Source organism: Streptomyces sp. HB132 (genome assembly GCF_016909575.1).
GTDB lineage: Bacteria > Actinomycetota > Actinomycetes > Streptomycetales > Streptomycetaceae > Streptomyces.
Map to the genome: position 1 here is coordinate 388385 of NZ_JAFBGA010000005.1, position 26978 is coordinate 415362.

A 26978-nucleotide genomic window follows, 5' to 3' on the forward strand; every position below is an offset into this window, starting at 1 on the left:
AGCGGTGATCCGGGAGCCCGCGCGTACGGACCGCGTCAAGAAGTCCGCCGCCACCGTATGGAGCCCGTCAACGGCGCACGCGGCGCTGCCCGCCGTGGGATTTGCTCATGCCCGGCCGCACAGGCCGATCCGGTCCCCTCACTTCACACAGGAGCCCACGATGGCCGATCCGGCCTTCGTCGTCACCACGATCGCGGTCTTCGCACTGGTGGCCATCGTCGCGAAGGGGGTGACGAAACCATGACCGCCGACACCGTCGCCGGCCTTGTCGTGGCCGTCTCCCTGCTCGTGTACCTCGTCCTTGCGCTGGCGTACCCGGAGAGGTTCCAGAGTCCGATATGAGCCCCGTAACAGCTGGTGTGCTCCAGATGCTCGCGCTGATCTCCGCGCTCGCCCTGGCATACCGTCCGCTCGGTGACCACATGGCCCGGGTCTACTCCTCGCACAAGCATCTCGTGCCGGAGCGGTGGATCTACCGTGCCATCGGGGCGGACCCCTCCGCCCCGATGCACTGGCCGGCCTATCTGCGCGGCGTACTCGCGTTCTCCGCGGTGAGCGTGCTCTTCCTCTACGCACTTCAGCGCATGCAGGGGTCGCTGCCCGGCTCGCTCGGCTTCGTGTCCATCGACCCGGACCAGGCGTTCAACACCGCCGCATCCTTCGTGGCGAACACCAACTGGCAGTCCTACTACGGCGAACAGGCCATGGGCCATGTCGTGCAGACCGGCGGCCTGGCGGTGCAGAACTTCGCCTCGGCCGCCGTGGGCATGGCCGTGGCCGTGGCCCTCGTACGCGGCTTCGCGCGTTCCCGCACCGGCGAGCTGGGCAACTTCTGGACGGACCTGGTGCGCGGAACCGTACGCGTCCTGCTGCCGATCTCGGTGAGCGGCGCGATCGTCCTGGTGGCGTGCGGTGTCATCCAGAACTTCTCCGGTATCCACGAGGTCGGCCAGTTCTCGGGCGGCAGCCGGCAGTGGAACGGTGGCGCGGTCGCCTCGCAGGAGGTCATCAAGGAGCTGGGGACGAACGGCGGCGGATACTTCAACGCCAACTCCGCCCATCCCCTGGAAAATCCGACTCCCTTCTCCAACCTCTTCGAGATCTTCCTGATCCTTCTGATCCCGTCCGCGCTGACCCGCACCTTCGGCCGCATGACCGGCGACCTGCGGCAGGGCTACACGATCCTCGCCACGATGGCCACCATCTGGATCGGCTTCACCGCCCTGATGATGTGGACCGAATTCGCCCACCACGGCCCGGCCCCCGAGATCGCCGGCGGCGCGATGGAGGGCAAGGAGACCCGCTTCGGCATCGCCGGATCGTCGATCTTCGCCGTGGCGACCACCCTCACCTCGACAGGTGCGGTCAACTCCGCCCACTCCTCCTACACGGGGCTGGGCGGCGGCATCACCATGCTGGGCATGCAGCTGGGCGAGATAGCGCCCGGCGGTGTCGGATCCGGTCTCTACGGCATGCTGGTCATGGCGGTGATCGCGGTGTTCATAGCCGGCCTCATGGTCGGGCGTACGCCGGAATACCTCGGCAAGAAGATCGGCACCCGCCAGATCAAGCTCGCGGCGTTCTACATCCTGATCACCCCGGCGCTGGTTCTCGGCTTCACCGCGGTGGCCGTGGCGCTGCCCACTCCGGCCGACTCGATGACCAACAGCGGCGCCCACGGATTCTCCGAGATCCTCTACGCCTACACGTCCGGCGCCAACAACAACGGTTCCGCCTTCGCGGGGCTCGACGCCGACACGCAGTGGTTCAACACCACCATCGGCATAGCGATGCTGCTCGGCCGCTTCCTGCCGATCGTTTTCGTCCTGGCGCTGGCAGGCTCGCTCGCCGAGCAGCAACCCGTGCCGCCCACGGCCGGCACTCTGCGGACCGACAAGCCGCTCTACGCGGGTCTGCTCGTCGGCACCATCCTCATCGTCACCGGTCTGACCTACTTCCCGGCCCTGGCGCTGGGTCCGCTCGCCGAAGGGCTCGCCTCATGAGCACCGTCACCCCCACCCGCACCCCGCACGAGGGCCCGTCCGGCGGCGATGTCGTGTCAGCCCGCGCCGGCGGGGGTCTCTTCGACCCGGAGCAGTTGCTGAGGTCTTTCCCGGACGCGGTGCGGAAACTCGATCCCCGCATCATGATCAAGTCCCCGGTCATGTTCGTGGTGCTCGTCGGCTCCGTGTTCACCACCCTGCTGGCGATCCAGGATCCGGGCGACCTGTTCGGATGGGCCATCGCGGCCTGGCTGTGGCTGACCGCCCTCTTCGCCAACCTCGCCGAGGCGGTTGCCGAGGGGCGCGGCAAGGCGCAGGCCGACACACTGCGCAGGGCGAGGACCGGCACGGTGGCCCGCAGGCTGAACTGCCGTGACGAGGTCGAGGTGCCCGGCACGGAGCTGCGGGTCGGAGATCTGGTCGTGTGCGAGGCCGGCGACACCGTTCCCGGTGACGGTGACGTCGTCGAGGGGGTCGCGTCCGTCGACGAGTCGGCCGTCACCGGCGAATCCGCCCCGGTGATCCGGGAGTCCGGTGGCGACCGCAGTGCGGTCACCGGCGGCACGAAGGTGCTCTCCGACCGTATCGTCGTCCGGATCACCACCGAGCCGGGTGAGACCTTCATCGACCGGATGATCGCCCTGGTCGAGGGCGCCGCCCGGCGGAAGACTCCCAACGAGATCGCGCTCGACATCCTGCTGGCGTCGCTGACCATCGTCTTCCTGCTGGCGGTCGTGACGCTCCAGCCGTTCGCCATCCACGCCGGCGCCCGGCAGTCCATGATCGTGCTGACCGCCCTGCTGGTGTGTCTGATCCCGACGACCATCGGCGCACTCCTCTCCGCGATCGGCATCGCGGGCATGGACCGCCTGGTCCAGCGCAACGTCCTGGCCGTGTCGGGGCGCGCGGTGGAGGCGGCGGGTGACGTCTCGACGCTGCTGCTCGACAAGACCGGCACGATCACACTCGGCAACCGGCAGGCCGCGGAGTTCGTCCCGGCGAGGGGTGTGACCGAGGCGGAGCTGGCAGACGCCGCGCAGCTGTCCTCGCTGGCCGACGAGACCCCCGAAGGCCGCTCGATCGTCGTGCTCGCCAAGGAGAAGTACGGTCTCCGCGAGCGGGGCCACGGCGAGCCGGCCCACGCCACCTGGATTGCGTTCACCGCACGGACCCGACTGTCGGGAGTGGACGTCGAGGGTCTCAAGGCCCGTAAGGGAGCGGCCAGTTCGGTCGCGGCATGGGTACGGGAGCGGGGCGGCAGCGTCGCCGAGGACGACGGCCGGCTCGCCGACCGGATCTCGGAGACCGGGGGCACACCCCTCCTGGTCGCCGTCGAGGACGCGAGGGGCGCCCGGATCCTCGGTGCCGTCCACCTGAAGGACGTCGTGAAGGACGGGATGCGGGAACGGTTCGACGAACTGCGCCGGATGGGCATCAGGACCGTCATGATCACGGGTGACAACCCGCTCACGGCGAAGGCCATCGCGAAGGAGGCGGGAGTCGACGACTTCCTCGCCGAAGCCACCCCCGAGGACAAGATGGCCCTGATCAAGCGGGAGCAGGCGGGCGGCAAGGTCGTCGCCATGACGGGTGACGGCACCAACGACGCCCCCGCGCTCGCCCAGGCGGATGTCGGCGTGGCGATGAACACCGGCACCTCGGCCGCCAAGGAGGCCGGGAACATGGTGGACCTGGACTCCGACCCCACCAAACTCATCGAGATCGTCGGGATCGGCAAGCAACTCCTCATCACCCGGGGCGCACTGACGACCTTCTCCATGGCCAACGACGTCGCCAAGTACTTCGCGATCATTCCGGCCATGTTCGCGGTGGTCCACCCCGGCCTGGAAAAGCTCGACGTGATGGGTCTCGCGTCACCGGAGTCCGCGATCCTGTCCGCCGTCATCTTCAACGCGCTCATCATCATCGCCCTCGTACCGCTCGCCCTCAAAGGGGTCCGGTACCGGCCCGCCGGCGCCGACAGGATGCTCCGTCGCAACCTCGGGATCTACGGACTGGGCGGCCTGATCGCCCCGTTCATCGGCATCAAGGTCATCGACCTGCTCCTCTCCCTCGTTCCCGGGCTCTCCTGAACCAGAAACGGCTGATCAGCCATGAACACCTCCCTCAAGAACACCACCCGCCCGCTCGGGGCGGGGCTACGCGCCCTGCTCGTCCTGAGCCTCATCTGCGGCGTCCTCTATCCGCTCGCCGTCACGGGCATCGCCCAGGCGCTCTTCAGCACCGAGGCCGACGGTTCCGGGATCAGCGACGGCAACGGCGACACCGTCGGATCCTCCCTGATCGGGCAGACGTACGACCTGCCGAAACGGAACCCGGACGATCCGAAGGAGGTGGCGAAGCCGGACCTGCGGTGGTTCCAGCCCCGCCCCTCGAACGGCCTGGGCAGCAACAGTGTGAACACCCAGTACGCGCTCATCCTCTCCGGTGCCACCAACCGCTCCGCGGACAGCGCCGAGCTGGTCGCATGGGTCACCGAGGCGAAGGCGGCGGTCGTGGCGGACAACTCCACCCCGTCCTTCACGGTGCGGCCCGAGGACGTACCGGCCGAGGCGGTCACGTCGTCCGGCTCGGGCCTCGACCCGCACATCTCCCCGGCGTACGCGAAGCTCCAGGTCCACCGCGTCGCCGAGCGGAACGACCTCTCCGTCCGGCGGGTCGCTGAACTCGTGGCCGAACACACCGAGGGCCGCACTCTCGGGTTCATGGGCGAGCCCCGGGTCAACGTCCTGGAGCTCAACATCGCGCTCAGGGACACGCGCGGGTACTGACACGACGCGTTCCGCCTCGCCCGGCCCCACAGTTTCGAAAGTTTCGAACCAGATCGACTCGATTCCTGATCGGCAGTCCAGCTCGACCGATGCATGAAACTGCACTCTTCGAGTCACATGCCTTTTGGGCTGCGCAAACACCAAGAGTCCGTCACATATCCCGAACCGACGCTTTCGTAATTCCTGCCGAAAGCATTGACACCCACCGGAGCCAGATCAACACTGTTCGCCGTCGGCAGACCTCAATCGCTGTCGGTCCGGGTACGCCCCGGGCCGGTCGTCGAGCGCTCCGGCCGGCCCGGTCCGGCCGGGGCGCGCCAGGCTCACGCACCGTCGTCGTCATCACCTGCTCACGACACCCCCGAAGGACGTCGCGCGCTGCCCGGAACCGCCCGGCGGCACGACAACGAGGAGGAAGGAACGTACATGAACGATGCGCCGGTGATGGCCACCGTGGCCGTACTGGCCCTGCCGGGCGCGGCCGACGCCAACACGGTCATCGACTCGAATCAGACCGGCACCGACAACGGCTGCTACTACTCCTTCTGGACCGGCAGCCCCGGCACGGTCTCGATGAACCTCGCATCCGTGGGCGGCTACGGCACTTCGTGGCGGAACACCGGGAACTTCGTCGCCGGAAAGGGCTGGAGCACCGGCGGACGCAGGAGTGTCACCTGCTCGGGCTCCTTCGATCCCTCCGGCAACGCGTACCTGACCCTCTACGGATGGTCGACGAACCCCCTCGTGGAGTACCACATCGTCGACAGCTGGGGCGCCACCATCCAGGCCAACGGCAACCGGACCTGGCCCACCGTCACCTGCGCATCCGGCTGACCCGGGCGCAGCCGCACACCGCACCGGCGGGGCGGCAGCGGTCCCGGGCCCTCGCCGCCCCTCGATTCAGCGGTTCCGTCCCCATCCGATCAGGACGAGAAGGACTCACACCATGTACATCCCTGCACGCTTGCTCTTACGGCCCGTGATCGCGACGCTGGCCGTCGTCACTCTGGCCGCGACCGCCACCGTCGTCACCGGCACGACTCCCTCGCACGCCGCCGGCGCCGCCGCCTGCAACGGGTACGTCGGTCTCACCTTCGACGACGGCCCGTCCAGCAGCACACCGGGCCTGCTCAACGCCCTGAAACAGAACGGGCTGCGGGCCACCATGTTCAACCAGGGCCAGTACGCGGCCTCCAACGCGGCCCAGGTCAGGGCCCAGGTCGACGTTGGCATGTGGGTCGGCAACCACAGCTACACCCATCCGCACCTGACGCAGCAGAGTCAGGCACAGGTCGACTCCGAACTCTCCCGCACCCAGCAGGCCATCGCCGCTGCCGGCGGCGGCACGCCGAAACTGTTCCGCCCTCCCTACGGGGAGTCCAACGCGACGGTGCGGGCTTCAGCGGCCAAGTACGGTTTGACGCAGATCATCTGGGACGTCGACTCGCAGGACTGGAACGGTGCGAGCACCGATGCGATCGTGCAGGCCAATGCCCGGCTCACCAACGGACAGATCATCCTCATGCACGACTGGCCGGCCAACACGCTCGCCGCGATCCCGCGTATCGCCCAGGGTCTGGCGAGCCGCGGGCTGTGCGCCGGCATGATCTCCCCGCAGACCGGCCGCGCCGTCGCCCCCGACAGTGGTGGCACGGGCGGTGGTAGTGGGTGTACCGCCACCGTGACCGCGGGCGACAGGTGGAGCGACCGCTACAACATCAACGTCGCGGTCTCCGGATCCAGCAACTGGACCGTCACGATGAACACCCCCTCCCCCGCCAAGGTCCTCTCGACCTGGAACACGAGTGCCACCTATCCCAGCACCCAGGTGATGACCGCCAAGCCCAACGGGAACGGCAACAACTGGGGCGCCACCATCCAGGCCAACGGCAACTGGACCTGGCCCACCGTCACCTGCGCGTCCGGCTGACCCCTGCTTCCGGGACCGGTGGGTGCGGCGTCCCTGCCCGCCGCCTCCACCCCGGCGCCCGCAGCCATGCGCTGGGGCCGGTGGAGGCGGCGGGCGGCTGGGCCACCGTGTCGACGAGCCCGGCGTCCTCGGCGCCGCGGGATCCGCTGTGCACACCGCGACCGCGCCGTCACGGCTTCTCCGGGCAGTCCCGAAGGCGCACCGGTTCCCGCCGCCGGGGTCCGGCAGTCCGGGCTGAGGGGCGACCACGGTGACATCGCCGCCGGACAGGGTGAACCTGGCGCGGGACCACTGGGCCGGCGGGCCCCACTGCCGCACGACGCCGTCCTGGCTGCTGCTCGCGCCGCCGACGCCCCGGCCGTGGCCGACCAGGCGATCCCGGCCACTGCTTCAGGATGAACAAGGCTCTGCGGCCCCCTCGTCACTATCCTGTCCGCAGCCGATCGTCCTCTGCCGCGCACACCCAGGAGCCCGCCATGTCCCGTCCGGAGAACGATGCCACCGCCCAGCGCATCGACACCAGCAGACCCCACCCCGCCCGGATGTACGACTGGTTCCTCGGTGGCAAGGACAACTACCCGGTGGACGAGGCCATGGGCCGGCAGATGCTGGCCGTGGAGCCCGGGGTCCCGGTCATGGCCAAGGTGAACCGGGCCTTCATGCACCGCGCCACCCGATGGCTGAGCGGCCGGGGAGTCCGCCAGTTCCTCGACATCGGCACGGGGATACCCACCGAGCCGAACCTCCACCAGGTCGCCCAGCAGGAGGCGCCCGCCTCGCGGGTCGTCTACTGCGACAACGACCCCATCGTCCTGGCGCACGCCGAGGCCCTGCTGAAGGGAACTCAGGAGGGGGCCATCGACTACGTGCAGGCGGATGCCCGCGACGTGGACGCCATTCTCGAACGCGCCGGAAAGACACTGGACTTCAGCCGCCCGGTCGCCCTCTCCCTGATCTCGTTGCTGCACTTCGTGTGCGACGAGGACGGCGCGTACGACTTGGTGGACCGGCTGACCGCGGTGCTAGCACCCGGCAGCCATGTGGTGATCTCGCACCTCACCGCAGACTTCCACCCGGCGGAGGCCCGTGAGGTCGACGAGATGTACAAGGCCAATGCACTGACCCTGGCGCCGCGCACCCGTGAGCAGTTCGCCCGCTTCTTCGACGGTCTCGACATCGTCGGGCCCGGCGTCGTGGCAGCCGAGGCGTGGCACCCCGAACTCGGTGAGCCTGTTCCGGGCCAGGACGACGTCATCAGTGCCGGCTACGTGGCGGTGGGCCGCAAGCCCTAGCCCGTCCCGCGCGGCCCGGCCCGGCCGCATCCGGCAGGCCGCCGCCCTCGCGCGCGGCCGGTTCTGCGCGTCCTGTGTCTCAGCCGGGGCGGCCGGCAGTCCGGACACAGGAGAGGACCACGACCAGAGGCCAGAACGACTGGGCGAACGTGATCACGCGCTCAGCCGCTCCGGCGGTGTCGAGTACGAAGAGTGCGAGCAGGAACCAGGCGCCGCCGAGCCACATCAGCGCGGCCGCCGTCACGGACGGCCCGGCCCGCAGGCCCCACGGCGGGACGGCCGCGCGGGTCCCGCCGGCCGGACGCCTGCCGGGCGGGGCCCATCGGCCCGGGACGTCACGTCGCACCGCCATGACCGGCCACACCGCGAGCAGCGAGAATCCCACGGCCACGACCACACCGTGGGCGAACGAGCCACCGCTGCTCGGCGCGGGGAACAGGGCCAGCATCATCGCCGAGAGTCCACCGCCGGCCAGCGCCACCCGTCCGGCGAGCGCGGCCGGTCGCAGTCCGCACGCGGTGACCACGTGGCAGGTTCCCAGAGCGAGCAGGGCCGATGTCATCACCCAGTAGCCGCGGGAGCCGTCGGAGGCCAGGATGCTGATCGTCGCCGACGCGGGATCGTAGCCGGGGCCGTGAAGCTCCGCCGAGATCGCCCAGCCGCCGACGAGCAGGACCGGGGCGCACAACGAGGAGAACAGAATCCACCAGGGGACAGATCGCATCGGTGAACGGTAGAACGCGCGGACCGGCACCGGCCGGTTGTACACGCAGGCGAGCCACTGCGTACTCCCCCCTCCAGGGGGTACACGCGTGTTGCCGGATCACATGACGCTGCGTGAACCGCACCGCTTGGCTGACCCGGCAACGGCCCCGTATCCCGGTGCGCCGCATCGGACGAGGATCGAACCCGGAGGAGAACCTGCTGTGCTGACACCCAGTCCTCAGGACCTGAGAGTGGCTATGGCCCGTTACGCCGACGCGCGGATCGAGGAAGCGCGCCGCTCGACGACAGCCACCGCCCGGGCCGTCGAGGACGCCGCCTACACCCTGTGCGTCATGACCGGCACCCAGGCTGTTCCGCAGGCCCTGCACGTCGCCGACAGCATGCTCGGCATGCGTGCCCCGGTGTCCCCGGCTCTTCGCCGGCCCGTCGGCACACATCAGGAAGACCGTCTCCAGACCGCCTGAGATCCCGTCAGCGCGGTCGTCCGTCCCGCGCCGTTCGCGTGAGCCTGGTCATGATCACGCCCGGCGCGTCGCACCTCGCTCGACCCCGCCGTACCTCCCGGCTGTGCCGCCGGTCAGACGAACTGCTGCACCACCAGCACCGACGCACCCGCGATCGCCAGCGCCGTGGCGGCGATGCGGGTGCGCCGCGCGTTCAGCCGGTGCGTGAGCTGCCGGGAGAGCAGCACTCCGGCCACAGCGGCGGGGGCGAGCAGCACGGCGCCCCGCAGGGCATGTGCTCCGACCGCCCCGGCGGCCGTCAGTGCGGCCAGGCTCATCAGTGACCCGGCCAGAAAGAACGCACTCATCGTGGCGCGCAGTTCCGGGCCGCGCAGCCGCTGCCACACCATGGGCGGGCCGCCGACGGACGTCGCCGTACCCATCAGCCCCGAGGCCATGCCGGCCAGTACCACCGCCGACCACCGCTGCCGTGGAACGTAGCCGGCCATGCTCACCGCGACGCCGGCGAGGACCACACCGGCGATGAGAAGGGCGAGGTAGCGGGCGGGGAGGGCGACGACGAGCAGGGTGCCTGCCAGCACTCCAGGCACCCGTCCGAGCAGTGCCCATCCGCAGCCGCGCAGGTCCGCCCGGTCGCGTTCGCGCAGCAGCCCCGTCGCCGTGACCCCGCCGGCGAGCAGCAGGACCGCGGCCGGGGCCAGGGCCGGGTCCACGAGGGAGAAGACCGGCGCGGCGATCATGCCCAGGCCGAAGCCGATGGAGACCTGGAGCAGGGCACCGACCCCGACCGTGACACAGAGCAGGGCGAACTCCGGGCCGGTCACGCCCACGCGGACCCCGCCTCCAGGGGGAAGTGGCACAGAGCGGTGTGCGGTTCGGCCACGCCGTCCGTCGCCCTGGTGACGACCGGAGGTGTCCGGGTGGCGCACAGGTCCTCGGCGCGCCAGCAGCGGGTGCGGAAGCGGCACCCGGAGGGGATGTCGAAGGGTGAGGGGATCTCGCCCTGGAGGTGGATCTCCTGGTGGCCGGCGCCGCGGGTGGGCTTCAGGACGGGCGCCGCCGACATCAGCGCGGCGGTGTAGGGGTGTTGTGGGCGCTCGAAGACGCTCTCCGTGTCTCCCTGTTCGACGACCTTTCCCAGGTACATGACGGTCACCCGGTCGGAGATGTAGCGCACCACGGAGAGGTCGTGGGAGATGAAGACGTAGGTGACGCCGAGGCGTGTGCGCAGTTCCGACAGGACGTTCAGGACCTGCGCCTGCACCGACAGGTCGAGGGCGGAGACGGGCTCGTCGCACACGATGAGGTCGGGGTCCAGGGCCAACGCGCGTGCGATGCCGATGCGCTGGCGCTGCCCGCCGGAGAACTCGTTGGGGTAGCGGTGGGCGTCGCTCTCCCTGAGTCCGACCAGGGACAGCAGTTCACGGATCCGCTTCTCCTGGGCTTTGGCGCCCGGCACGACGTCCCGGTGGGTGCCCCAGGGCTCGGCTATCAGGTCGGCGGCCGACATGCGTGCGTTGAGCGAGGCGAAGGGGTCCTGGAAGACCATCTGCACACGGCGGCGCCAGGCCAGTAGTTCCTTGCCCCGCAGGGCGAAGGGGTCGGTTCCGTCGAAGCGCACGGTGCCCGCGTCGGGACGTTCCAGCCCGAGCAGCACCCGGGCCAGGGTCGACTTGCCGCAGCCGGACTCCCCCACGAGCCCGAGCGTCTGCCCGCGGCCGATCTGTACGTCGACCCCGTCCAGGGCCGTCAGCCGCCGCCGGCCGCTGCCGAAGGTCTTGGTGAGCCCCCGGACCTCAAGCAGCGGAGGGCCCTGCCTCGGGTCGTCCGCGCCGGTTGTGGACGTGGCGGTGGTGGCACGGGACTCAGACACGTGCGAGCTCCTCGGAGAAGTGACAGGCGGCCATGCGTCCGTCGCCCGCGGTACGCAGCGACGGCCGTTCCTGGACACAGCGTTCCCGGACCAGTGGGCAACGGGCCTGGAAGACGCAGCCGGACGGCACCGCGCTCAGTTCGGGCGGGCTGCCGGGGACGGCGGGCAGCGGGCGCCCGCGCACGCTGTCCTCCGGGACCGAGTCGAGCAGCCCCCGGGTGTAGGGGTGGCGGGGCGCGGAGAAGACGGCGTCCACCGGGCCGTTCTCCACGACCGTGCCCGCGTACATCACGACCACGTCGTCGGCGCGCTGGGCGACGACGGCCAGGTCGTGGGTGATCAGGACGACGGCCATGTCCCGCTCGTCCTGGAGGTCCCGCAGCAGCCGCATGATCTGTGCCTGCACGGTCACGTCGAGGGCGGTGGTGGGTTCGTCCGCGATGAGCACGTCGGGAGAGAGAGCGACGGCCATCGCGATCAGCAGCCGTTGCCGCATGCCGCCGGAGAACTGGTGGGGGTAGGACCGTGCCCGCTGCCTCGGTTCGGGGATGCCGACCCGTGTCATCAGCTCGACGGCCTTCTCGTGGGCCTCGCTCCTGGAGAGTCCGCGATGGATGCGGAAGGGTTCGCCGATCTGCCGGCCGACCGGCTGCACCGGGTTGAGGGCGGTCAGGGCGTCCTGGAAGACGATCGACAGCACGGGTCCGGCCAGCTTGCGGCGTTGTGACGGGCTCATGCGGAGGGTGTCCTCGCCCCTGACCCGGACGGCGCCGCCGGTCACCGATGCCGCGGGGTCGAGCAGTCCGACCACGGACAAGGCGGTCATCGACTTGCCGCAGCCGGACTCGCCCAGGAGGGCCAGGGTGCGTCCGTGACGGACACTGAAACTGACGCCGTCGACGGCACGTACCGTCCCTGAGGACGTGGTCAGGTCCACGCACAGTCCTTCGACGGCGAGGGCCGGGGTGTCGGTGCCGGACGGGGAGGGGCTGGTGGTGGTCGTCACGGAATCATCTCCGGAGGCACGGCGGGCGAGACGGCCCGGCGCTTCGTCGGCAGCGTCAGGCGCCAGCGCTGCGCGGGGTCGGTTGCGATGCGGGCCCAGGCGGCGAGCACCGTGGCGGACACCGTGGTGAGCACGATGGCCAGCCCTGGCAGAACGGTGATCCACCAGGCGGTCTGCAGGTACTGCCGGCCCTGGGCCACCATCAGGCCCCAGCTCACGTCGGGGGGCTGGATTCCGATGCCCAGGAAGCTCAGCGACGACTCGGTGAGCATCACGAAGCAGAAGTCGAGGGTGGCGACCGTCAGAAGGGTCGGCAGGGCGATCGGCAGAAGGTGCCGGTAGATGATCATCCGGCCGGCTGTGCCGAAGGTCCGGGCCGCGTCGACGAACAGCCGGCTCCGCAACTCCGCCGCCTCCGCCCGGGCGGTGCGCAGGTACACCGGAATGCGGGTCACGGCCAGGATCAGTACGAGGTTCAGCGCGCTGGGTGAGAACACGTACAGCACGACCACCGCGATCAGCAGCGAGGGGAAACTGAGGATCACGTCGGCGATCCGCATCGCCGCGCTCTCGCGGCGTCCGCCGTGGTATCCGGCCCACAGGCCCAGGGCCGAGCCGATCACCAGGGAGCTCAGGACGGCGGGGACGGCCACGGACAGCGTGGTGGCGGCCGCCTCGATGAGCCGGGCCACCATGCTGCGCCCCAGGACGTCGGTACCGAGCAGCCCGTACATCCCGTCACCCAGGGAGGGTGGCCGCAGGGAGGCGTCCAGATCCTGCCGCTGCGCGCGGTCGCCGATGAACAGCCGGCCGAAGACGGCCACGAGGACGACGACGGTGAGGACCGCGGCCGCGACGGCCGCGGCTCGGTCCCTGCCCAGCATCCGCCACAGACTCGGCTGCGCCTTGCGGACGGGGGCGGGCGTGTCCCCGGTGGAGGACTCCTGGGTCATGGTGCTTCCTTCGCTCACGCCGGCACCGCCAGACGAACTCGGGGGTCGGTCAGCGCGTGGCAGACGTCGACGAGGATGTTCAGCGCGAAGATCGTCACGGCGGTCAGGAGGACGGCCGCCTGGAGGACCGCGAAGTCACGCTGGAGAATGGAGTCGATCATGAGTTTGCCGATGCCGGGCCAGCCGAAGATCGTCTCGACGATCACGGCACCGTTGACCAGACCCACCGTCAGGTCGCCCGCCACGGTCAGCACCGGGGTGACGGCGTTGCGCAGGGCATGGCCGAAGATCACCCGCCAGGGCGTGGCGCCCTTGCTCCGGGCGACCTTGACGTAGGGCGCGGAGAGCGCGGTGACCATGCTGCCGCGGACCACCTGCACCAGCACGCCGAACGGGCGGATCAGCAGGGTCGCGATGGGCAGGATCCAGATCTCGGGGCCGCCGATCGTGCCCGAGGTCGGCAGCAGCCCGAGGCTCACGCCGAAGACCAGCACGCCCATGATGGCGAACCAGAAGTCGGGGATGCTGGCGGCCGTCATCGACAGCAGGCTGGCGATCCTGTCGATCACGGAGTTGGGACGGTAGGCGGCCAGACTGCCGACGACCAACGCTCCGGTGATCGCCAGCAGCATGGTCACGCCGGCGAGTTGCAGGGTGACGGGAAAGGCCTCGATCGCCATCGAGGCCGCCGACTGTCCGGTCCGCAGCGAGGTGCCGAAGTCGAACTGCACGGCGTCCACGAGGTAGTTCCACAGCTGGGCCGGGATCGAGAGGTCGAAGCCCTGTGCGGCGGAGAACTCCGCGCGTTGCTCGGAGGTGGCGCTCAGAGGGAGGTAGAGGTCGACGGGATTGCCGGTCATCCGGGCCAGGAAGAACACGCCGAGGACGACGCAGACCAGGGGGACGGCGCTGGAGAGTACGCGCTTGCGCAGGAATGGGATCATGTCAGTGCTTCGCCCCCTCGGCCGGGCCGACCTCGGCCAGCCGCAGTTCGTCCCCGGTGGCGGAGTCGGGCCGGTACCGGATCGACTCCGACAGACCGAGGAGTCCGCTCATGTGCGCGATATGGGTGTACTGGACGACGGATTCGTTCTGGTCCGCGAGCAGGCCGGCGAAGGCCTTCTGACGCTCCTCGCCGGACAGCACGGCCGATTCGGTGATGCGCCGGTCGAGCGCCTGGGTGCCGAATGTCGACTGGGGGCCGTCGCTCAGCAGGTACTGGCTGGTGGTGAAGGCCGCGTCACCGGCCTGGTTGCCGTGCATGATCAGCAGGGCGATGGGGCCGACGCCCTTGGGCAAGGGGCGGAGCTGGTACTGGAGCTGGGTCGCGGTGTCGGCCATGCGGACCCGTACGCGCAGCCCGATCCGCTCCATCTGGTACTGGAGTGCCTCCGCCGTTTCCGACACCCCGGCGAACATCCCGTTGCGGGCGACCAGGGTGATCGGCCGGTCGGTGGGCACACCGTCCGCCGACGCCTCCTCGATCAGGGCCCGGGCTTCGGTGACGTCCTGCCGTGTGGGTTCGATCGTGTCGCTGTGCCCCACCACTCCGGGCGGGACCAGTTGGCCGGCGGGTTCGGCCAGACCGCCGAGCAGGGCGTCGATGATGCCCTGACGGTCCACGGCCAGGTCGATCGCCCGCCGCACCCGCAGGTCGTCGAGCGGAGCCTCGCGGCCGTCGAGCCGCAGGGCCGTCGTCTCGTTGTTGGGGTAGGCGACCGTCGTGTCCTTCTCCGCCTCCATCGGGTCCAGCGCCACGGCGATCTCCGCCTCACCCTTGTCGATCATCGCGGCGCGGACACTGGCATCGCTGCGCCAGACGTAGCGGGCCGCCGCGAAGGGCGGGGACTCGCCCCAGTAGTCGCCGAAGCGGTTGAGGGAGATCGCCGCTCCGGGCTTCCAGGAGCGGACGGCGTAGGGGCCGGTACCGATCGGGATGCGCACCTTGGCCTCGGCGTCGGTCGTGCGGGGGACGATCTCCACGAAGCTCAGGCGCAGTGGGAGGATGGGGTCCGGCTTCGCGGTGGTGACGGTCAGCCGGCGGTCGTCCACGGCCTCCACCTCGAGGTCTTCGTCCCCGAAGACGTAACCCTCGACGTTGCAGGCGAGGTCGGAGTTGACCGCCCGGTCGATGGAGAACGCGGCGTCCTCGGCGGTGAAGGGCTCGCCGTTCTGGAAGGTCACGCCGGAGCGGATGTCGAAGCTCCATGTGCGGGGACCGGTCTGCTCCCAGCCGGTCGCCAGCAGGGGGTCGAGTTCGCCGGACGTGGGGTCCCGTTCGACCAGGGGTTCGGTGATGTTGGACCGGACGACGACGCCGGTGCCTGTCAGCGATGCCTCGCAGGGTTCCAGGGTGGGCGGTTCCTGGGTGAGCACCACCCGCAGGGTGCGGCCGTCGGCGCGGCCGGCCTCGCCGCCCGCGCTGTTGGCCACGGCACACCCGCTGGACGTGAGCACGGCGCCCGCCAACAGTGCCGCGATCAGCTTGGGGGGCCGCTTCGGTGCGGCGCGCTGGGTGGATGGAACGGTGGACTTCATCGTCACATGTCTCCGGGGAATCGCTGATGTGTCGCGTTCCGTGCACTGGGGTAAGAGGCGGACCACCACAGGCTGTCTACAGTTGCGTACTCGGTCTGTATCTGTGAACGCGAAGCTAAACCGACGCCGCGGCAGCGTCAAGACATGCGGAACAACGGACATTCCAGCGCCGGGTCTCGCACGGATCCCGCCGAGCGCCGCACACCCCCGAAATCGTCGACGAAGACCGGAGCGTCACCTTGTCGAACCCATCCCTCCGCACGAGCGCCCCCGACACCGTCCTCCAGGTGTCCGCCCTGCTCCCCGCACTGGAGAACGCACTGTCCGAGCGGTACCGCACGGTCCGCCTGCCGGAGCTGTCCGACCCCGCCGGCTACCTGCGCGACCACGGGAAGGACGTGGTGGCCGCCGTGACGAGCGCGCGGGTCGGTGTCGGCGACGACCTGATGGACGCACTGCCGCGGCTCGGGGCGATCGTCCACTTCGGCGTCGGCTACGAGACGACGGACGTGGTCCGGGCGCGGGCGAGGGGCATCGACGTAAGCAACACCCCCGACGTGCTGACCGACTGCGTGGCGGACCTCGCGGTCGGCGCCCTGATCGACGTGATGCGCCGGATGTCGGCCGCCGACCGGTACGTGCGGGCCGGCGGCTGGGACACCGCGCCCTTCCCGCTCGCCTCGCGGGTGAGCGGGAAGCGGGTGGGCATCCTGGGGCTGGGCCGCATCGGCCGGGCCGTCGCGCAACGCCTCGACGGCTTCGGCGTGCACGTCTCGTACTGCACCCGCTCACCGGTCCCGGGCGTGGACTACCGCCACCTGCCCACCGCGAAGGCCCTGGCCGAAGCGTGCGACGCGCTCGTCGTCACCGTCGCGGGAGGGTCCGGCACCGAGGGGCTGGTCTCGGCGTCGGTGCTGGACGCCCTCGGCCCCCAGGGCTATCTGGTCAATGTGGCACGGGGCAGCGTCGTCGACGAGCCCGCCCTCGTCGCGGCGGTGGAGGCGGGAGGGATCGCGGGTGCGGCGCTCGACGTGTTCACCGACGAACCGAACGTACCGCGGGCCCTGTTGGAGTCGGACCGGGTCGTGCTGCTCCCCCACATCGCCAGCGCCACCCGCGAGACCCGCGCGGCCATGGGCGACCTGGCGCTGCGCAACCTGGAGCGGTACCTGACCGAGGGGGCCCTGCTCACGCCGGTACCGGAGGCCTCGCGTTCGGCCCATTGACACTCACGCGGGTCCACACATACAAATGTTGTCCACAAATGAGAACGACGCTCACTCATATGGGGATGGCCTGCATGGCTCGCAGCTCGGAACGCATCGTCGACGTCACCGTGACCCCCGTGGCCTTCCGGGACCACCCCCTGCTCAACACGGTCGGCGTGCACGAGCCGTACGCGCTGCGCACCGTCGTGGAGATCACCACGGAGAACGGGATCAGCGGCATCGGCGAGACCTACGGCGGCACGGTGCACCTGGAACGGCTGCGCCGCGCCGCCGTCGAGCTGGCCGGCATGGACGTCTGGAGCCTCAATGACCTGATCGCCCGCACCACGCGCGCGCTGGGAACGGACACCACGGGTGGCGACGGGATGTCCGGGATGGTCACCGGCAGCAGCACCGTGGACCGGATCATGGCACCGTTCGACGTGGCGTGCCTGGACATCCAGGGCAAGCTCGTCGGCCGGCCGGTCTCCGATCTGCTGGGCGGAGCCGTACGCCCGACGGTCCCCTACAGCGCGTACCTCTTCTACAAGTGGGCCGGGCACCCCGGCCAGGCCGACGACGGGTGGGGGGCGGCCCTCGATCCGGCGGGGCTGGTCGACCAGGCCCGCCGGATGATCGGGACGTACGGTTTCTCCTCCATCAAGCTCAAGGGCGGCGTCTTCCCGCCGGACGAGGAGATCGCGGCGGTCAGAGCGCTGCGGAAGGCCTTCCCCGACCATCCCCTGCGCCTCGATCCCAATGCCGCCTGGAGCACGGAGACGTCGCTGCACGTCGCCCGCGAACTCGACGGCGTCCTGCAGTACCTGGAGGACCCGACCGAGGGCATCGAGGGCATGGCGTCCGTGGCCGGGCGGACACCGACTCCCCTGGCCACCAACATGTGCGTGGTCTCCTTCGACGACCTCGCCCCCGCCGTGGCCCGGGGGGCGGTGGGGATCGTGCTGTCCGACCACCACTTCTGGGGCGGTCTGCGGCGCTGCGGCCAGCTCTCCGCGATCTGCGAGACGTTCGGGCTGGGCCTGTCGATGCATTCCAACTCGCACCTGGGCATCAGCCTCGCGGCGATGACCCACCTGGCGGCGGCCACCCCGCGCCTGACGTACGCCTGCGACACGCACTGGCCCTGGAAGCAGCCGGACGAGGACGTGGTGGACACCGGGGTGCTGCGGTTCAGGGAGGGCGGCGTCGCCGTCCCGACGGCCCCGGGGCTGGGTGTGGAACTGGACCGGGACGCACTCGCCCGGCTCCATCGCCAGTACCTCGACTGCGGGCTGCGCGACCGCGACGACACCGGCTACATGCGCCGGTTCGACCCCTCGTTCTCCGTCAAGACCCCCCGGTGGTGACCCGACCGTGCACATCATGCTGAACCACCGCATCCTCAGCAGGTTCCAGGAACCGCTCAGGGCACGCACGGAGGGCAGCCACTCCTGGGTGGACGTCTGTGACTGGGACGCGGACCGCGTCTCCGCCGCGCTCGGCGACACCGAGGTGTACATCGGATCGAAGCTCCGCGCCGAGGACGCCCGCCGTGCCGCACGCCTGCGGCTCGTGCACGTCGTCGGCGCCGGCTACGACGGCATCCCGTTCGACGCGCTCGACCAGGGGGTGACGGTCGCTACCACCCACCACCACGGCCGCTCCATCGCGGAGCACGTACTGATGTCCGTGCTCATGCTCTCCCGCAACGTGTTGACGGCCGACCGCGCCCTGCGCGCCGGGCACTGGCGCAACGTGGCAGTCGATCCCGGGCTCCCGTTCGGGTCGACGCTGAGCGGGCGGCGGGTCGGGATCATCGGCTTCGGCGAGACCGGAACCGAGGTCGCCCGGCTGTGCCGGGACGTCGGTCTCGGGGTGCGTGCCGTACGGCGCGACCCGACCGCGCGGATCCCCGCCGGCCTGCGGCCCGACTGGATCGGCGGCAACGACCGGCTGCCCGAACTCCTCGCCGAGTCGGACGTCGTGGTGGTCACGGTCCCGCTGAGCCCCGCCACCCGGGGGCTGATCGGCCCGGCCGAGCTGAAGGCCATGGGCCCCGGGTCACTGCTGGTCAATGTCGCCCGGGGGCCGGTGGTGCAGGAGGAGGCGCTCTACGAGGCACTTCGTTCCGGTTCCATCGGCGGCGCCGCCCTGGACGTGTGGTGGTCCGGCCCGCCGGACCGGCCGAGCCGGCTGCCGTTCCACGAGCTGCCCAACGTGCTCATGACCCCCCACAACTCGGGTCACACTTCGGACACCTTCGCGGCCCGTGCGGCGGAGATCGCGGACAACATCGGTCGCATGCGGCGCGGCGAACCCCTTGTGAACGTGGTGCGCACCGGTGGCCGTTGAGCTGTGAGCGGCGGTCCGGTGCCACCGACGGCCCTCGGTGGCACCGGCGTCAGCGCTCATCCCGCCGCGGCGGTCAGGGATTCGTAGTGCGCCCCGAGCCTGCGCAGGTAGAAGAGGTCTCCGGTGTCCTGGTCACGCTCGAAGCGCGGGGCATCCTTGATGTCTTCCTTGGTGCACCTGACCTTGATCACACGTTCGCCGTGTTCGACGGCCGTCACCATGCCGGCGGGCACGACGACGCTCCGGCCGAACTTCCAGACTCCCGCGTCGATCACCAGATGGTCGAACCCGGGCACCGGCGAGAGCCTGACGACCGTGCCCACGCTCCCGTCGGGTGCCTGCACGTCGTATCCGATCACGTCGTCGCCCAGCGAGCCGTCCAGCTGTTCCGGAGCTGTCCAAATCGTGTACACGGTCGCCTCCTCCTGGCAGCCGGGTCCGGCCGCCGGATCTTCCATATGCCCCGTCGGGCGCGGACGAAGCAGCCGAACCCGGCTCCGTAACCCGGTCGGCGCTACGAAGTCATCTCGTACGAGCCTGACAACGCCTGCACACGCTCCCAGACCCGTGCCGAACGGGCGGCGTCGACGACAGGACGCCGTACGGCGGCGACGGCCCAGTCCTGCTGCTGCCCGGTGGCGGAGTCCTTGCCGTGCAGCTCGACGGCGTGCGCGGAGAAGTCGCGGACGAGCACGGAGAACAGCTCGTCGAGCACGTCCTCGTCCAACTCGGTCAGCCGGGCCTGCTCCAGGACCAGTTGCCCGTGGACCACCAGGGCGAAGAGCTGGCCGACGGACAGCAGGAAGTCGAGGTCCCGGCTCTGCGCTTCGTCGGGCGCGGCGTCGGTCACGAAGGCGCAGAGGGCGTCCGCCTGCTCACGGAAGCGGGCGACGTTGGGGACGGCCGCGTAGGCGTCGTAGGCCGGGCGCCAGTCGTGGAAGCGCACCGAGCCGAGGCCGCGGGCGGGCCCCTGCCGGAAGAGGAACGTGTCGTCGGCGGCGTCCAGTCGCGTCGTCACGGGCTCGTACCCGGCCGGGTCCAGCAGATGGTTGCGCATGAACTTCAGGATGAGGGCGAGGTTGACGTGGACCGTGCCCTCCAGCTTGGGCAGACTGCGGATCTCGACGGCGGCCTGCGCGAAGTAGGTGTCCTTCTCGAAGCCCTTGGCTGCGATGACGTCCCACATCAGGTCGATGACCTTCTCGCCCTCCGTGGTCACCTTCATCTTCGTCATCGGGTTGAACAGCAGGTACCGGCGGTCGTCGGGGCCGGCCGAGCGGAAGTAGTCGACGGCGCGGTCACTGAACAACTTCATGCCGACGAGCCGGACGTAGGCGTCCGCGAGCTCCCGGCGCACGTGCGGGAAGGCGGTCACGGGGCGCCCGTACAGGATGCGGTTGTGCGCGTGGGTGACGGCCTCGTACATCGCGTGCTCGCAGATGCCGATCGAGGCGGTGCAGAGGTTGAACTTGCCCACGTTGACGGTGTTGAGGGCGGCGTCGAAGGCTGCGCGGCCGGTGTGCAGGACGTCGTCGGGGCCGACGGGGTAGCCGTCGAGGCGGAACTCGCTGACGTACTTGGAGGAGTCGACGACGTTCTTCACCAGCTCGTAGGCGGGGTGGCGGCTGTCCGCCGCGAAGAAGACGTAGCCGTCCGGGCCCTCGACGTCCGTGCGGCGGCCGAAGACGGAGACGAGGCCGGCGGCGTTGCCGTTGCCTATGTAGTACTTGGAGCCGGTGGCCAGGAAGCCGCCGTCGCCGTCCGGTGCCAGGAGCATGTCGGTGGAGTAGATGTCGGCGCCGTGCGCCTTCTCCGACAGGCCGAAGGCGAACACCTCGCCCTGGGCGAGGAGCTGTGCCGCGCGGTCTCGGGCGGCGGCGTTGTCGCTCTGCCAGACCGGGCCGAGACCGAGGATGGTCACCTGCCAGGCGTACCAGTAGTCGAGCCCGTAGAAGCCGAAGATCTCGTTGAGCGCGGCGATCCGGGCGGTGTCCCAGCGCTGGTCCTCGCGCTCCGCGGCGGAGGCGGGAGTGAGGAAGGTGGCGAACAGGCCTTCCTTCGCCGCGAACGCGAGGAAGTCCCCCAGCCAGGCGCGGGACCGGTAGTCCTCGATGAGCCGGCGCCTGCCGCGGTCCTCGAACCAGTCGATGGTGGCGCGCAGCAGCCTGCGGGTCTCGGGGTCGAAGTGTGCCGGGTCGTAGGAACGCGGGTGGAACAGCAGCGGGTCGGCCATGGTGGTACGCCTTCCGAGGGTCGTCGAGCGGGAGGTTGAGGGGCGGTTTCAGATGCGCGGGCGTGTCGCGCCGAGCCTGTGCAGGGTGGCGAGTACGTCGTCGAGCCAGGCGACCGTCATGCGCTCGTACGCGATTCCGCCGCGCAGCACGACGTGCTGGAGCTCCTGACCGGCGTCGAGCGGTACGGGCGCTTCGGGGCCGGTGAAGTCGCGCCGCTCCCCGGCGAGGTAGTGCGCGAGCCTGTCGCTGTGCACCCGGTGGTGCCGTCGGACCTCGTCGAGCAGCGCGGCCGGGTCGTCGAAGGCCGCACCACGGATCTTCACGGCGAGGTCGTGGCGGAGGCTCTCGGGTTCGATCGGTTCGTGCAGCCAGCCGGAGAGGGCGGTGCGGCCGGGGCCGGCGACGGAGTACTCCTTCTTGTCCGGCCGGCGCTCCTGCGGGACGTCGCGGACGTCGAGCAGGCCGTCGCTCTCCATGCGCTTGAGGACGCGATAGATCTGCTGGTGGGTGGCGGTCCAGAAGTATCCGATGGACCGCTCGAACCGCCGGGCCAGTTCATAGCCTGAGCCCGGCTGCTCCAGCAGGGAGACGAGGATCGCGTGTTCGAGCGCCATGCCCTGATCGTTCTATGCAACTGGTTGCATAGCAAGCGGCGGCGGCCGGGTGAGACGCTCCTCACCCGGCCGCCGCTGTCATGGCGTTCCTCAGCGCTCGCCCCACGGCGAGCCGTACGTCTCGGCGAGCGCGCCCGCCTCCTCGGGTGTCAGCAGCCGAGGGGTCCGCTCCCTCAGCGACAGGAGCAGCGCGGACACCTCTTCCAGTTCCACCGAGGCGTCGACGGCTCGGGCCATCGTGGGGCCCGCGAGGACGGGCCCGTGGTTCTGGAGGAGTGCCGCGCGGAACGGGAAGGGCATCCGGGCCAGGACCTCGGCCTGGTCCGGGTCGCCGGGCGGGGCGTAGGGGACGAGTGGGGCCTGCCCGACCCGCATCACGAAGTACGGGGTGAGCGGCGGCAGCGCGCTCCTGGCCGACCACGGCGGAAGGCAGGACACCGCGGTGGCGTTCCGGGCGTGCAGATGCACGACGGCGCGGGTGGCGGGGTCCCGCCGGTAGAACGCGCTGTGCAGGGGGAACTCCTTCGACGGGCGCGGTCCGTCGAGGTGGGTGCCGTCGAGACCGAGCACGCTGAGCCCGTCGGGGTCGACCTCGGCGAGGTCGGCACCGGTGGGGGTGATGAGGACGCGGTCGTCGACCCGGACGCTCAGGTTGCCGGAGGAACCCGGGCTGAGCCCCAGGGCGGCCAGCCGGGCGCCGGCTGTGGCGAGGTCGGTGCGGGGATCGCTCATGCCAGCACGCTCCAGGCTTCGGTGAAGATGGCGGTGTCGCCGAAGTTGCCCGACTTCAGGGCGAGGTCCACGGTGTGGTCCTGGCCGTGGGCCCGGCCTTCGGCGCGTGCCCAGGTGACGCCGGGGGCGATGGGCGAGCCGATGGACAGGGTGCGCACCCCGAGGGCCGTGACGACGGCGCCGGAGGTCTCGCCCCCGGCGACCAGGATGCGGCGTGCGCCGGCGGCGACCAGGGCGGTGGCGCACGCCGCGAGGGCCCGTTCGACGAGTTCCGAGGCGGCGGGGCCGCCGTCGGGTGCCGTCTGTTCGAGGTCCCCGAGGTCCTCGACGGCGTGGACGAGGGGCGGCTTCCCCGGCTCGTCCTGCCAGGACCGGCGTACGAAGTCGACGAGCCCGGCGACCGCCCCGGTGAAGTCGGCGCGCAGGGCGGCGACGTCGAGCTTGCGGTGCGGCAGGTGGGCGCGCGCGTGGGCGACCTGGGCCCGGGTGGCGGACGAGGCGCTGCCCGAGAGGACGACGCCGGGATCACCGGGCCGGGATGCGGGCGTGGCACGGGCGGCTTCGGCGTGCGGACCGCTGAGCCCGAGGGCCAGGCCCGCCGCACCGGTGACGAGGGTGAGCTGCGCGGTGGCCGCACAGACGGTCACCAGGTCCTCGTCGCTCACGGCGTCCACCACGACGAGGGCGTTCGCGAGTTCCGGGGCGTCGAGAGCCTCACGCAGCGCCTCGCACCCCTGCCGCACGGTGTCCAGCCCGACGAGGCGGACCGGGTGAGCGGTCTGCGGGGTGAGGAGCCGGCCGACATGGGAGTCGCGCATCGGCGTGAGCGGGTGGTGCCGCATGGGGCTCTCTTCGAGGGGTTCGCCGTGGACGAAGAGACGGCCCTCGTGGACGGTGCGACCGGTGGCGGGGAAGGAGGGCACGACGACCGTGCGACGTTCGCCGAGTTCCGCGAGGAGCGCGTCTGCCACCGGACCGATGTTGCCGTGCGGGGTGGAGTCGAAGGTGGAGCAGTACTTGAAGTAGAAGCGCCGGCAGCCGGACTCCCGCAGGGCGCGCAGGGCAGCGAGTGACCTGCCGACGGCCTCCTCCACCGGTGCGGTGCGCGACTTGAGCGCGACCACCACCGCGTCGGCGTCCCGCACGGCCGCCGCCCCCGGGCCGTCGGAGAGGGCGTCCGGGCCCACGGTCACCACGGTCCGGTGGCCCCGGGCGACCAGCATGGTCGCGAGATCGGTCGCTCCGGTGAAGTCGTCGGCGATGGCCCCGAGGGTCGGCATCGGACCTCCTTGCGTCGGTGTGCGGTGCCAGGTGGAGTACCCCGGCAATTCGTGTGTGAAAAAATGTTAACAGACTTTACGCAGGCGATATCTGCTGGTACATCTTGTTAACACGCTCCCCTGTGGTGCTCGTGCCGTGGCCGAGACCGCGTCTGCCGGAGCCGTTCGAACCGAGCCGTGTGCCCGCCTAGGAGAGCCCATGAATCTGCATCACCTGTTCGCCGGAACCGGCGACCGGACCGTGCGTTACGCACTGTCCGGAGCCGGCGGCGGCTTCGCCCGGACCTTGCTGGCGCAGACCCCGCGCATCGGGCGTCTGACCCCTGCCGTCCTGTGCGACCGGGACGTGGAACGGCTGCGCGGCATGCTCGTCGAGCTCGGGTACGAGGCGGACCGCCTGGCCGTCTGTTCGGACCCCGACGAGGTCGCGCGGGCCGCGGAGGCCGGAGCCGTCGCCCTGGTCGCGGACGGCGCGCTGCTGTCCGCGACCTCCTGGGACATCCTCGTGGAGGCGACCGGGAGCCCTGCCGACGGATACGCGATGGCCCGTGAGGCACTCACCGACGGGCGTCACGTCGCCATGGTCAGCAAAGAGGTCGACTCCGTCGCCGGGCTGCACCTCGCGGATCTGGCCCGCGACAACGGCGTCGTCTACACCACGGCCGACGGCGACCAGCCCGCGAACCTCATCGCCCTGGTGACCTGGGCGGAACTGCTGGGCCTGGACATCGTGGCGATCGGCAAGTCCAGCGAGTACGACCTCGTGTTCGACCCCGCCACCGGCTCGGTGACCCAGCTCGACACCACGGTCCCCGCTCCCGAACTGGGCGGGCTGCTCGGCCTCGGCTCCGACGTACGCGCCACGCTCGCCGCCCGCGCGGCCGCCGTGACCGCACTGCCGACCGGCGCCACCGCCGACTACTGCGAGATGGCGGTGGTCGCGACGAACACCGGCTTCCGGCCGGATGTGGAGCGCCTGCACTACCCGGTCGCCCGCATCGCCGAACTCGCCGACGTGTACGCCCTGCGCGAGGACGGAGGCCTGCTGCACCGCCCCGGTGCGGTCGACGTGTTCAGCGCGCTGCGGCTGCCGGACGAAGCCTCGTTCGCCGGGGGCGTGTTCGTCGTCGTACGGACCGGTGACCCGGTCACCTGGGAGACGCTGCGCGGCAAGGGCCACGTCGTCAGCCGGGACGGACGCTACGCGGCGATCTACCTGCCCTACCACCTCATGGGTGTCGAGACGCCGGTCTCGCTGCTGTCAGCCGTGCTCCACGGCCGGCCCTCCGGCGGCACCGACCCGCGGGCCCACGCCATGCTCGCCGGACGGGCCGAGCGCGATCTGCCCGCCGGCACCGTGCTGGACATGGGCGGCCACCACCACGACGTCACCGGCGTCCAGGCCGTCCTGCTGCGCGACGAGGACGCTCCCGCCGACGCGGCCCCGCTGTACCTCGCCGCGCACACCACGCTCGGACGCGACGTCCGGGCCGGGGCGCTGATCACGCTCGGCGACCTCGCCGGTCCGGACCCTGACCTGCTGCACGCCTGGACCTCCGGGCGCGCCTCGCGCGCCACCGGCACCCCCGCCCCCCACGCGAGCCGATGATGAGTACCGACCTCCAGAACCTCCTGCTGGGCGCCGCCGCGGTCGTCGTCCTGATCCTGCTGATCACCAAGGCCAAGCTCCACCCCTTCCTGGCTCTGGCGCTGTCCGCCCTGGGCCTGGGGCTCGCGGCGGGACTCGGCCCCGGCGACACGGTCGACCACTTCCAGGACGGCTTCGGCGACGCGCTGAAGAGCACCGGCCCCACCATCGGACTGGGCACGATCCTCGGCGGCATCCTGCTGGGCTCCGGCGGCGCCGACCGGATCGCCACCGTCTTCATCGGCGCCCGGCCGGTGAAGTGGATCCCGACGGCGATCACGGCCGCCGCCCTGCTCATCGGGATGCCGCACCTCTTCGACGTCAGCTTCGTGATGCTCGTACCGCTGGTGTACGCGGTCGCCAAGCGCACCGGCACCCACCTGCTGTACGTCGGGCTGCCTCTCGCGGCGGGCCTCTACATCTCGCACGGCCTGCTCCCGCCGCACCCCTCCCCCACCCTCGCCGTCTCGGCGTACGGGGCGAACACCGGCCTGACCATCCTCTACGGCCTGATCATCGGCATCCCGATCGCGGTGATCAGCGGACCGCTGCTGACGAAGTTCGCCTCGCGGTGGTTCGGCCCGGCCCCGGACCTGGACAAGGGCCCCATCCCGGAGACGAGCCCCGAGCCGGAGAACCGCAAGCGGCCCGCATCCTTCGTGCTCGCCCTGATCACCGTGCTGCTGCCGCCCGTCCTGATGCTCATCGGCACCGTCGGAACCGCGAACACCGCGGAGGGCTCGCTGCCCTACGCCGTCTTCGAGGCGTGCGACTCCTCGGTCATCTCCCTGCTGGCCGCGGTGATCTTCGCCTTCTTCGCCCTGGGTCTGCGCTCCGGCTTCGGTCTGAACCAGCTCCAGAAGATGGCGGGCAAGGGCCTCGGCCCGGTCGGCGGGATCGTACTGATCCTCGGCGCCGGCGGCGGTCTCAAGGCGATGCTCACCGCGACCGGGATCGACAAGCTGATCTCCGACTACGCGGTGGGCTGGTCGATACCCCCGCTGCTGCTCGCCTGGCTGGTCGCCGCGCTGCTGCGCATCTGTCTCGGCTCGGCCACGGTGGCCACCGCGGCCGCCACCGGGATCGTCGCCCCGCTGATCGGCGCCTACCCGGGGCTCTCCCCCGAACTGCTGGTGCTGGCGACGGCGTCGGGCGCGGTGATGCTGTCGCACGTCAACGACTCCGGCTTCTGGCTGTTCAAGGAGTACTACCAGCTCTCGGTGGCCCAGACGTTCCGCACCTGGACGCTGATGCTGTCCCTGCAGTCGCTGCTCAGCCTCGGCGGAGTGCTCCTGCTCAGCACGTTCGTCGGGTCCTGAACGCCGCGTCCTGT

26 protein-coding genes are annotated in these 26978 nt (G+C 70.6%); 14 read left to right on the forward strand and 12 right to left on the reverse strand.

What is annotated here, in order from left to right:
- Nucleotides 1-4 precede the first annotated feature (4 nt).
- From JOC24_RS15050 to JOC24_RS15085, 8 genes are all read left to right on the forward strand, one after another.
- Entirely contained in the window at nt 5-244 is a 240-nt protein-coding gene (locus tag JOC24_RS15050) for a hypothetical protein (protein ID WP_205020871.1), read from the forward strand.
- Nucleotides 241-342, forward strand: coding sequence for a K(+)-transporting ATPase subunit F (gene kdpF / locus JOC24_RS15055; protein ID WP_205020760.1), 102 nt, complete (start codon nt 241-243; stop codon nt 340-342). The genes JOC24_RS15050 and kdpF overlap by 4 nt, the downstream gene beginning before the upstream one ends.
- Nucleotides 339-2003, forward strand: coding sequence for a potassium-transporting ATPase subunit KdpA (kdpA, locus tag JOC24_RS15060; RefSeq protein WP_205020761.1), 1665 nt, complete (start codon nt 339-341; stop codon nt 2001-2003). The genes kdpF and kdpA overlap by 4 nt, the downstream gene beginning before the upstream one ends.
- A complete protein-coding gene (gene kdpB / locus JOC24_RS15065; RefSeq protein WP_205020762.1) occupies nt 2000-4096 on the forward strand; it encodes a potassium-transporting ATPase subunit KdpB in 2097 nt (698 codons plus the stop codon). Before kdpA ends, kdpB begins: the two co-directional genes overlap by 4 nt.
- Before the next feature lie 21 nt (nt 4097-4117).
- Entirely contained in the window at nt 4118-4795 is a 678-nt protein-coding gene (locus JOC24_RS15070; protein WP_205020763.1) for a potassium-transporting ATPase subunit C, read from the forward strand.
- Nucleotides 4796-5221: 426 nt separating this feature from the next.
- Nucleotides 5222-5629, forward strand: coding sequence for a glycoside hydrolase family 11 protein (locus JOC24_RS15075; RefSeq protein WP_275588548.1), 408 nt, complete (start codon nt 5222-5224; stop codon nt 5627-5629).
- Between the two features lie 112 nt (nt 5630-5741).
- A complete protein-coding gene (locus tag JOC24_RS15080) occupies nt 5742-6725 on the forward strand; it encodes a polysaccharide deacetylase family protein (protein ID WP_205020764.1) in 984 nt (327 codons plus the stop codon).
- Nucleotides 6726-7201: 476 nt separating this feature from the next.
- Nucleotides 7202-8017 (forward strand): SAM-dependent methyltransferase, encoded by an 816-nt coding sequence (locus tag JOC24_RS15085; protein WP_205020765.1) that lies wholly within the window; start codon nt 7202-7204, stop codon nt 8015-8017.
- A 79-nt stretch (nt 8018-8096) separates the two neighbouring features.
- Here JOC24_RS15085 and JOC24_RS15090 read toward each other — a convergent pair whose 3' ends face one another.
- Nucleotides 8097-8741, reverse strand: a complete 645-nt coding sequence (locus JOC24_RS15090; RefSeq protein ID WP_205020766.1) for a DUF998 domain-containing protein — start codon at nt 8739-8741, stop codon at nt 8097-8099.
- 202 nt (nt 8742-8943) lie between these two features.
- On the opposite strand from JOC24_RS15090, the gene JOC24_RS15095 reads away from it, so the two are divergent.
- Nucleotides 8944-9207 carry a DUF5133 domain-containing protein gene (locus JOC24_RS15095; RefSeq protein WP_205020767.1) on the forward strand — a complete coding sequence of 88 codons (264 nt, stop codon included), beginning with the start codon at nt 8944-8946 and terminating at the stop codon, nt 9205-9207.
- A 113-nt stretch (nt 9208-9320) separates the two neighbouring features.
- On the opposite strand, the gene JOC24_RS15100 is transcribed toward JOC24_RS15095, so the two are convergent.
- The 6 genes from JOC24_RS15100 to JOC24_RS15125 are packed head-to-tail and all read right to left on the reverse strand — an operon-like array spanning nt 9321 to nt 15577.
- The gene (locus JOC24_RS15100) at nt 9321-10037 is read right to left on the reverse strand and encodes a sulfite exporter TauE/SafE family protein (RefSeq protein ID WP_205020768.1); all 717 of its coding nucleotides are present in this window, start codon (nt 10035-10037) and stop codon (nt 9321-9323) included.
- Nucleotides 10028-11080 (reverse strand): ABC transporter ATP-binding protein, encoded by a 1053-nt coding sequence (locus JOC24_RS15105; RefSeq protein ID WP_205020769.1) that lies wholly within the window; start codon nt 11078-11080, stop codon nt 10028-10030. The genes JOC24_RS15100 and JOC24_RS15105 overlap by 10 nt, the downstream gene beginning before the upstream one ends.
- Complete coding sequence (locus JOC24_RS15110; protein WP_205020770.1) at nt 11073-12086, reverse strand: ABC transporter ATP-binding protein; 1014 nt, start codon at nt 12084-12086, stop codon at nt 11073-11075. The genes JOC24_RS15105 and JOC24_RS15110 overlap by 8 nt, the downstream gene beginning before the upstream one ends.
- Nucleotides 12083-13039 carry an ABC transporter permease gene (locus JOC24_RS15115; protein WP_205020771.1) on the reverse strand — a complete coding sequence of 319 codons (957 nt, stop codon included), beginning with the start codon at nt 13037-13039 and terminating at the stop codon, nt 12083-12085. Before JOC24_RS15115 ends, JOC24_RS15110 begins: the two co-directional genes overlap by 4 nt.
- Nucleotides 13040-13053: 14 nt before the next feature.
- A complete protein-coding gene (locus tag JOC24_RS15120) occupies nt 13054-13983 on the reverse strand; it encodes an ABC transporter permease (RefSeq protein WP_205020772.1) in 930 nt (309 codons plus the stop codon).
- A gap of 1 nt (nt 13984) precedes the next feature.
- Nucleotides 13985-15577 (reverse strand): ABC transporter substrate-binding protein, encoded by a 1593-nt coding sequence (locus tag JOC24_RS15125; RefSeq protein ID WP_205020773.1) that lies wholly within the window; start codon nt 15575-15577, stop codon nt 13985-13987.
- 239 nt (nt 15578-15816) lie between these two features.
- Here JOC24_RS15125 and JOC24_RS15130 point away from each other — a divergent pair, with 239 nt between their 5' ends.
- The 3 genes from JOC24_RS15130 (at nt 15817) to JOC24_RS15140 (ending at nt 19137) form a co-directional block, all read left to right on the forward strand.
- Complete coding sequence (locus JOC24_RS15130) at nt 15817-16803, forward strand: 2-hydroxyacid dehydrogenase (RefSeq protein WP_205020774.1); 987 nt, start codon at nt 15817-15819, stop codon at nt 16801-16803.
- A 65-nt stretch (nt 16804-16868) separates the two neighbouring features.
- Nucleotides 16869-18152 (forward strand): glucarate dehydratase family protein, encoded by a 1284-nt coding sequence (locus JOC24_RS15135; protein WP_374104500.1) that lies wholly within the window; start codon nt 16869-16871, stop codon nt 18150-18152.
- A gap of 16 nt (nt 18153-18168) precedes the next feature.
- Nucleotides 18169-19137 (forward strand): 2-hydroxyacid dehydrogenase, encoded by a 969-nt coding sequence (locus tag JOC24_RS15140; RefSeq protein WP_239580451.1) that lies wholly within the window; start codon nt 18169-18171, stop codon nt 19135-19137.
- Between the two features lie 56 nt (nt 19138-19193).
- Here JOC24_RS15140 and JOC24_RS15145 read toward each other — a convergent pair whose 3' ends face one another.
- The 5 genes from JOC24_RS15145 to otnK all read right to left on the reverse strand — a co-directional run bounded on the left by JOC24_RS15145 (nt 19194) and on the right by otnK (nt 23997).
- Nucleotides 19194-19550: a hypothetical protein gene (locus JOC24_RS15145; protein ID WP_307792697.1), complete on the reverse strand. Its 357-nt coding sequence runs from the start codon at nt 19548-19550 to the stop codon at nt 19194-19196.
- A 101-nt stretch (nt 19551-19651) separates the two neighbouring features.
- Complete coding sequence (locus tag JOC24_RS15150; protein WP_205020776.1) at nt 19652-21370, reverse strand: acyl-CoA dehydrogenase family protein; 1719 nt, start codon at nt 21368-21370, stop codon at nt 19652-19654.
- 48 nt (nt 21371-21418) lie between these two features.
- Nucleotides 21419-21985: a PadR family transcriptional regulator gene (locus JOC24_RS15155; RefSeq protein WP_205020777.1), complete on the reverse strand. Its 567-nt coding sequence runs from the start codon at nt 21983-21985 to the stop codon at nt 21419-21421.
- 90 nt (nt 21986-22075) lie between these two features.
- Nucleotides 22076-22717, reverse strand: coding sequence for a class II aldolase/adducin family protein (locus JOC24_RS15160; RefSeq protein ID WP_205020778.1), 642 nt, complete (start codon nt 22715-22717; stop codon nt 22076-22078).
- A complete protein-coding gene (otnK, locus tag JOC24_RS15165) occupies nt 22714-23997 on the reverse strand; it encodes a 3-oxo-tetronate kinase (protein ID WP_205020779.1) in 1284 nt (427 codons plus the stop codon). Before otnK ends, JOC24_RS15160 begins: the two co-directional genes overlap by 4 nt.
- A gap of 199 nt (nt 23998-24196) precedes the next feature.
- Between otnK and JOC24_RS15170 the strand changes: the two genes are divergently transcribed.
- A complete protein-coding gene (locus JOC24_RS15170; RefSeq protein ID WP_205020780.1) occupies nt 24197-25606 on the forward strand; it encodes a homoserine dehydrogenase in 1410 nt (469 codons plus the stop codon).
- Nucleotides 25606-26964 (forward strand): GntT/GntP/DsdX family permease, encoded by a 1359-nt coding sequence (locus JOC24_RS15175; RefSeq protein ID WP_205020781.1) that lies wholly within the window; start codon nt 25606-25608, stop codon nt 26962-26964. The genes JOC24_RS15170 and JOC24_RS15175 overlap by 1 nt, the downstream gene beginning before the upstream one ends.
- Nucleotides 26965-26978 lie beyond the last annotated feature (14 nt).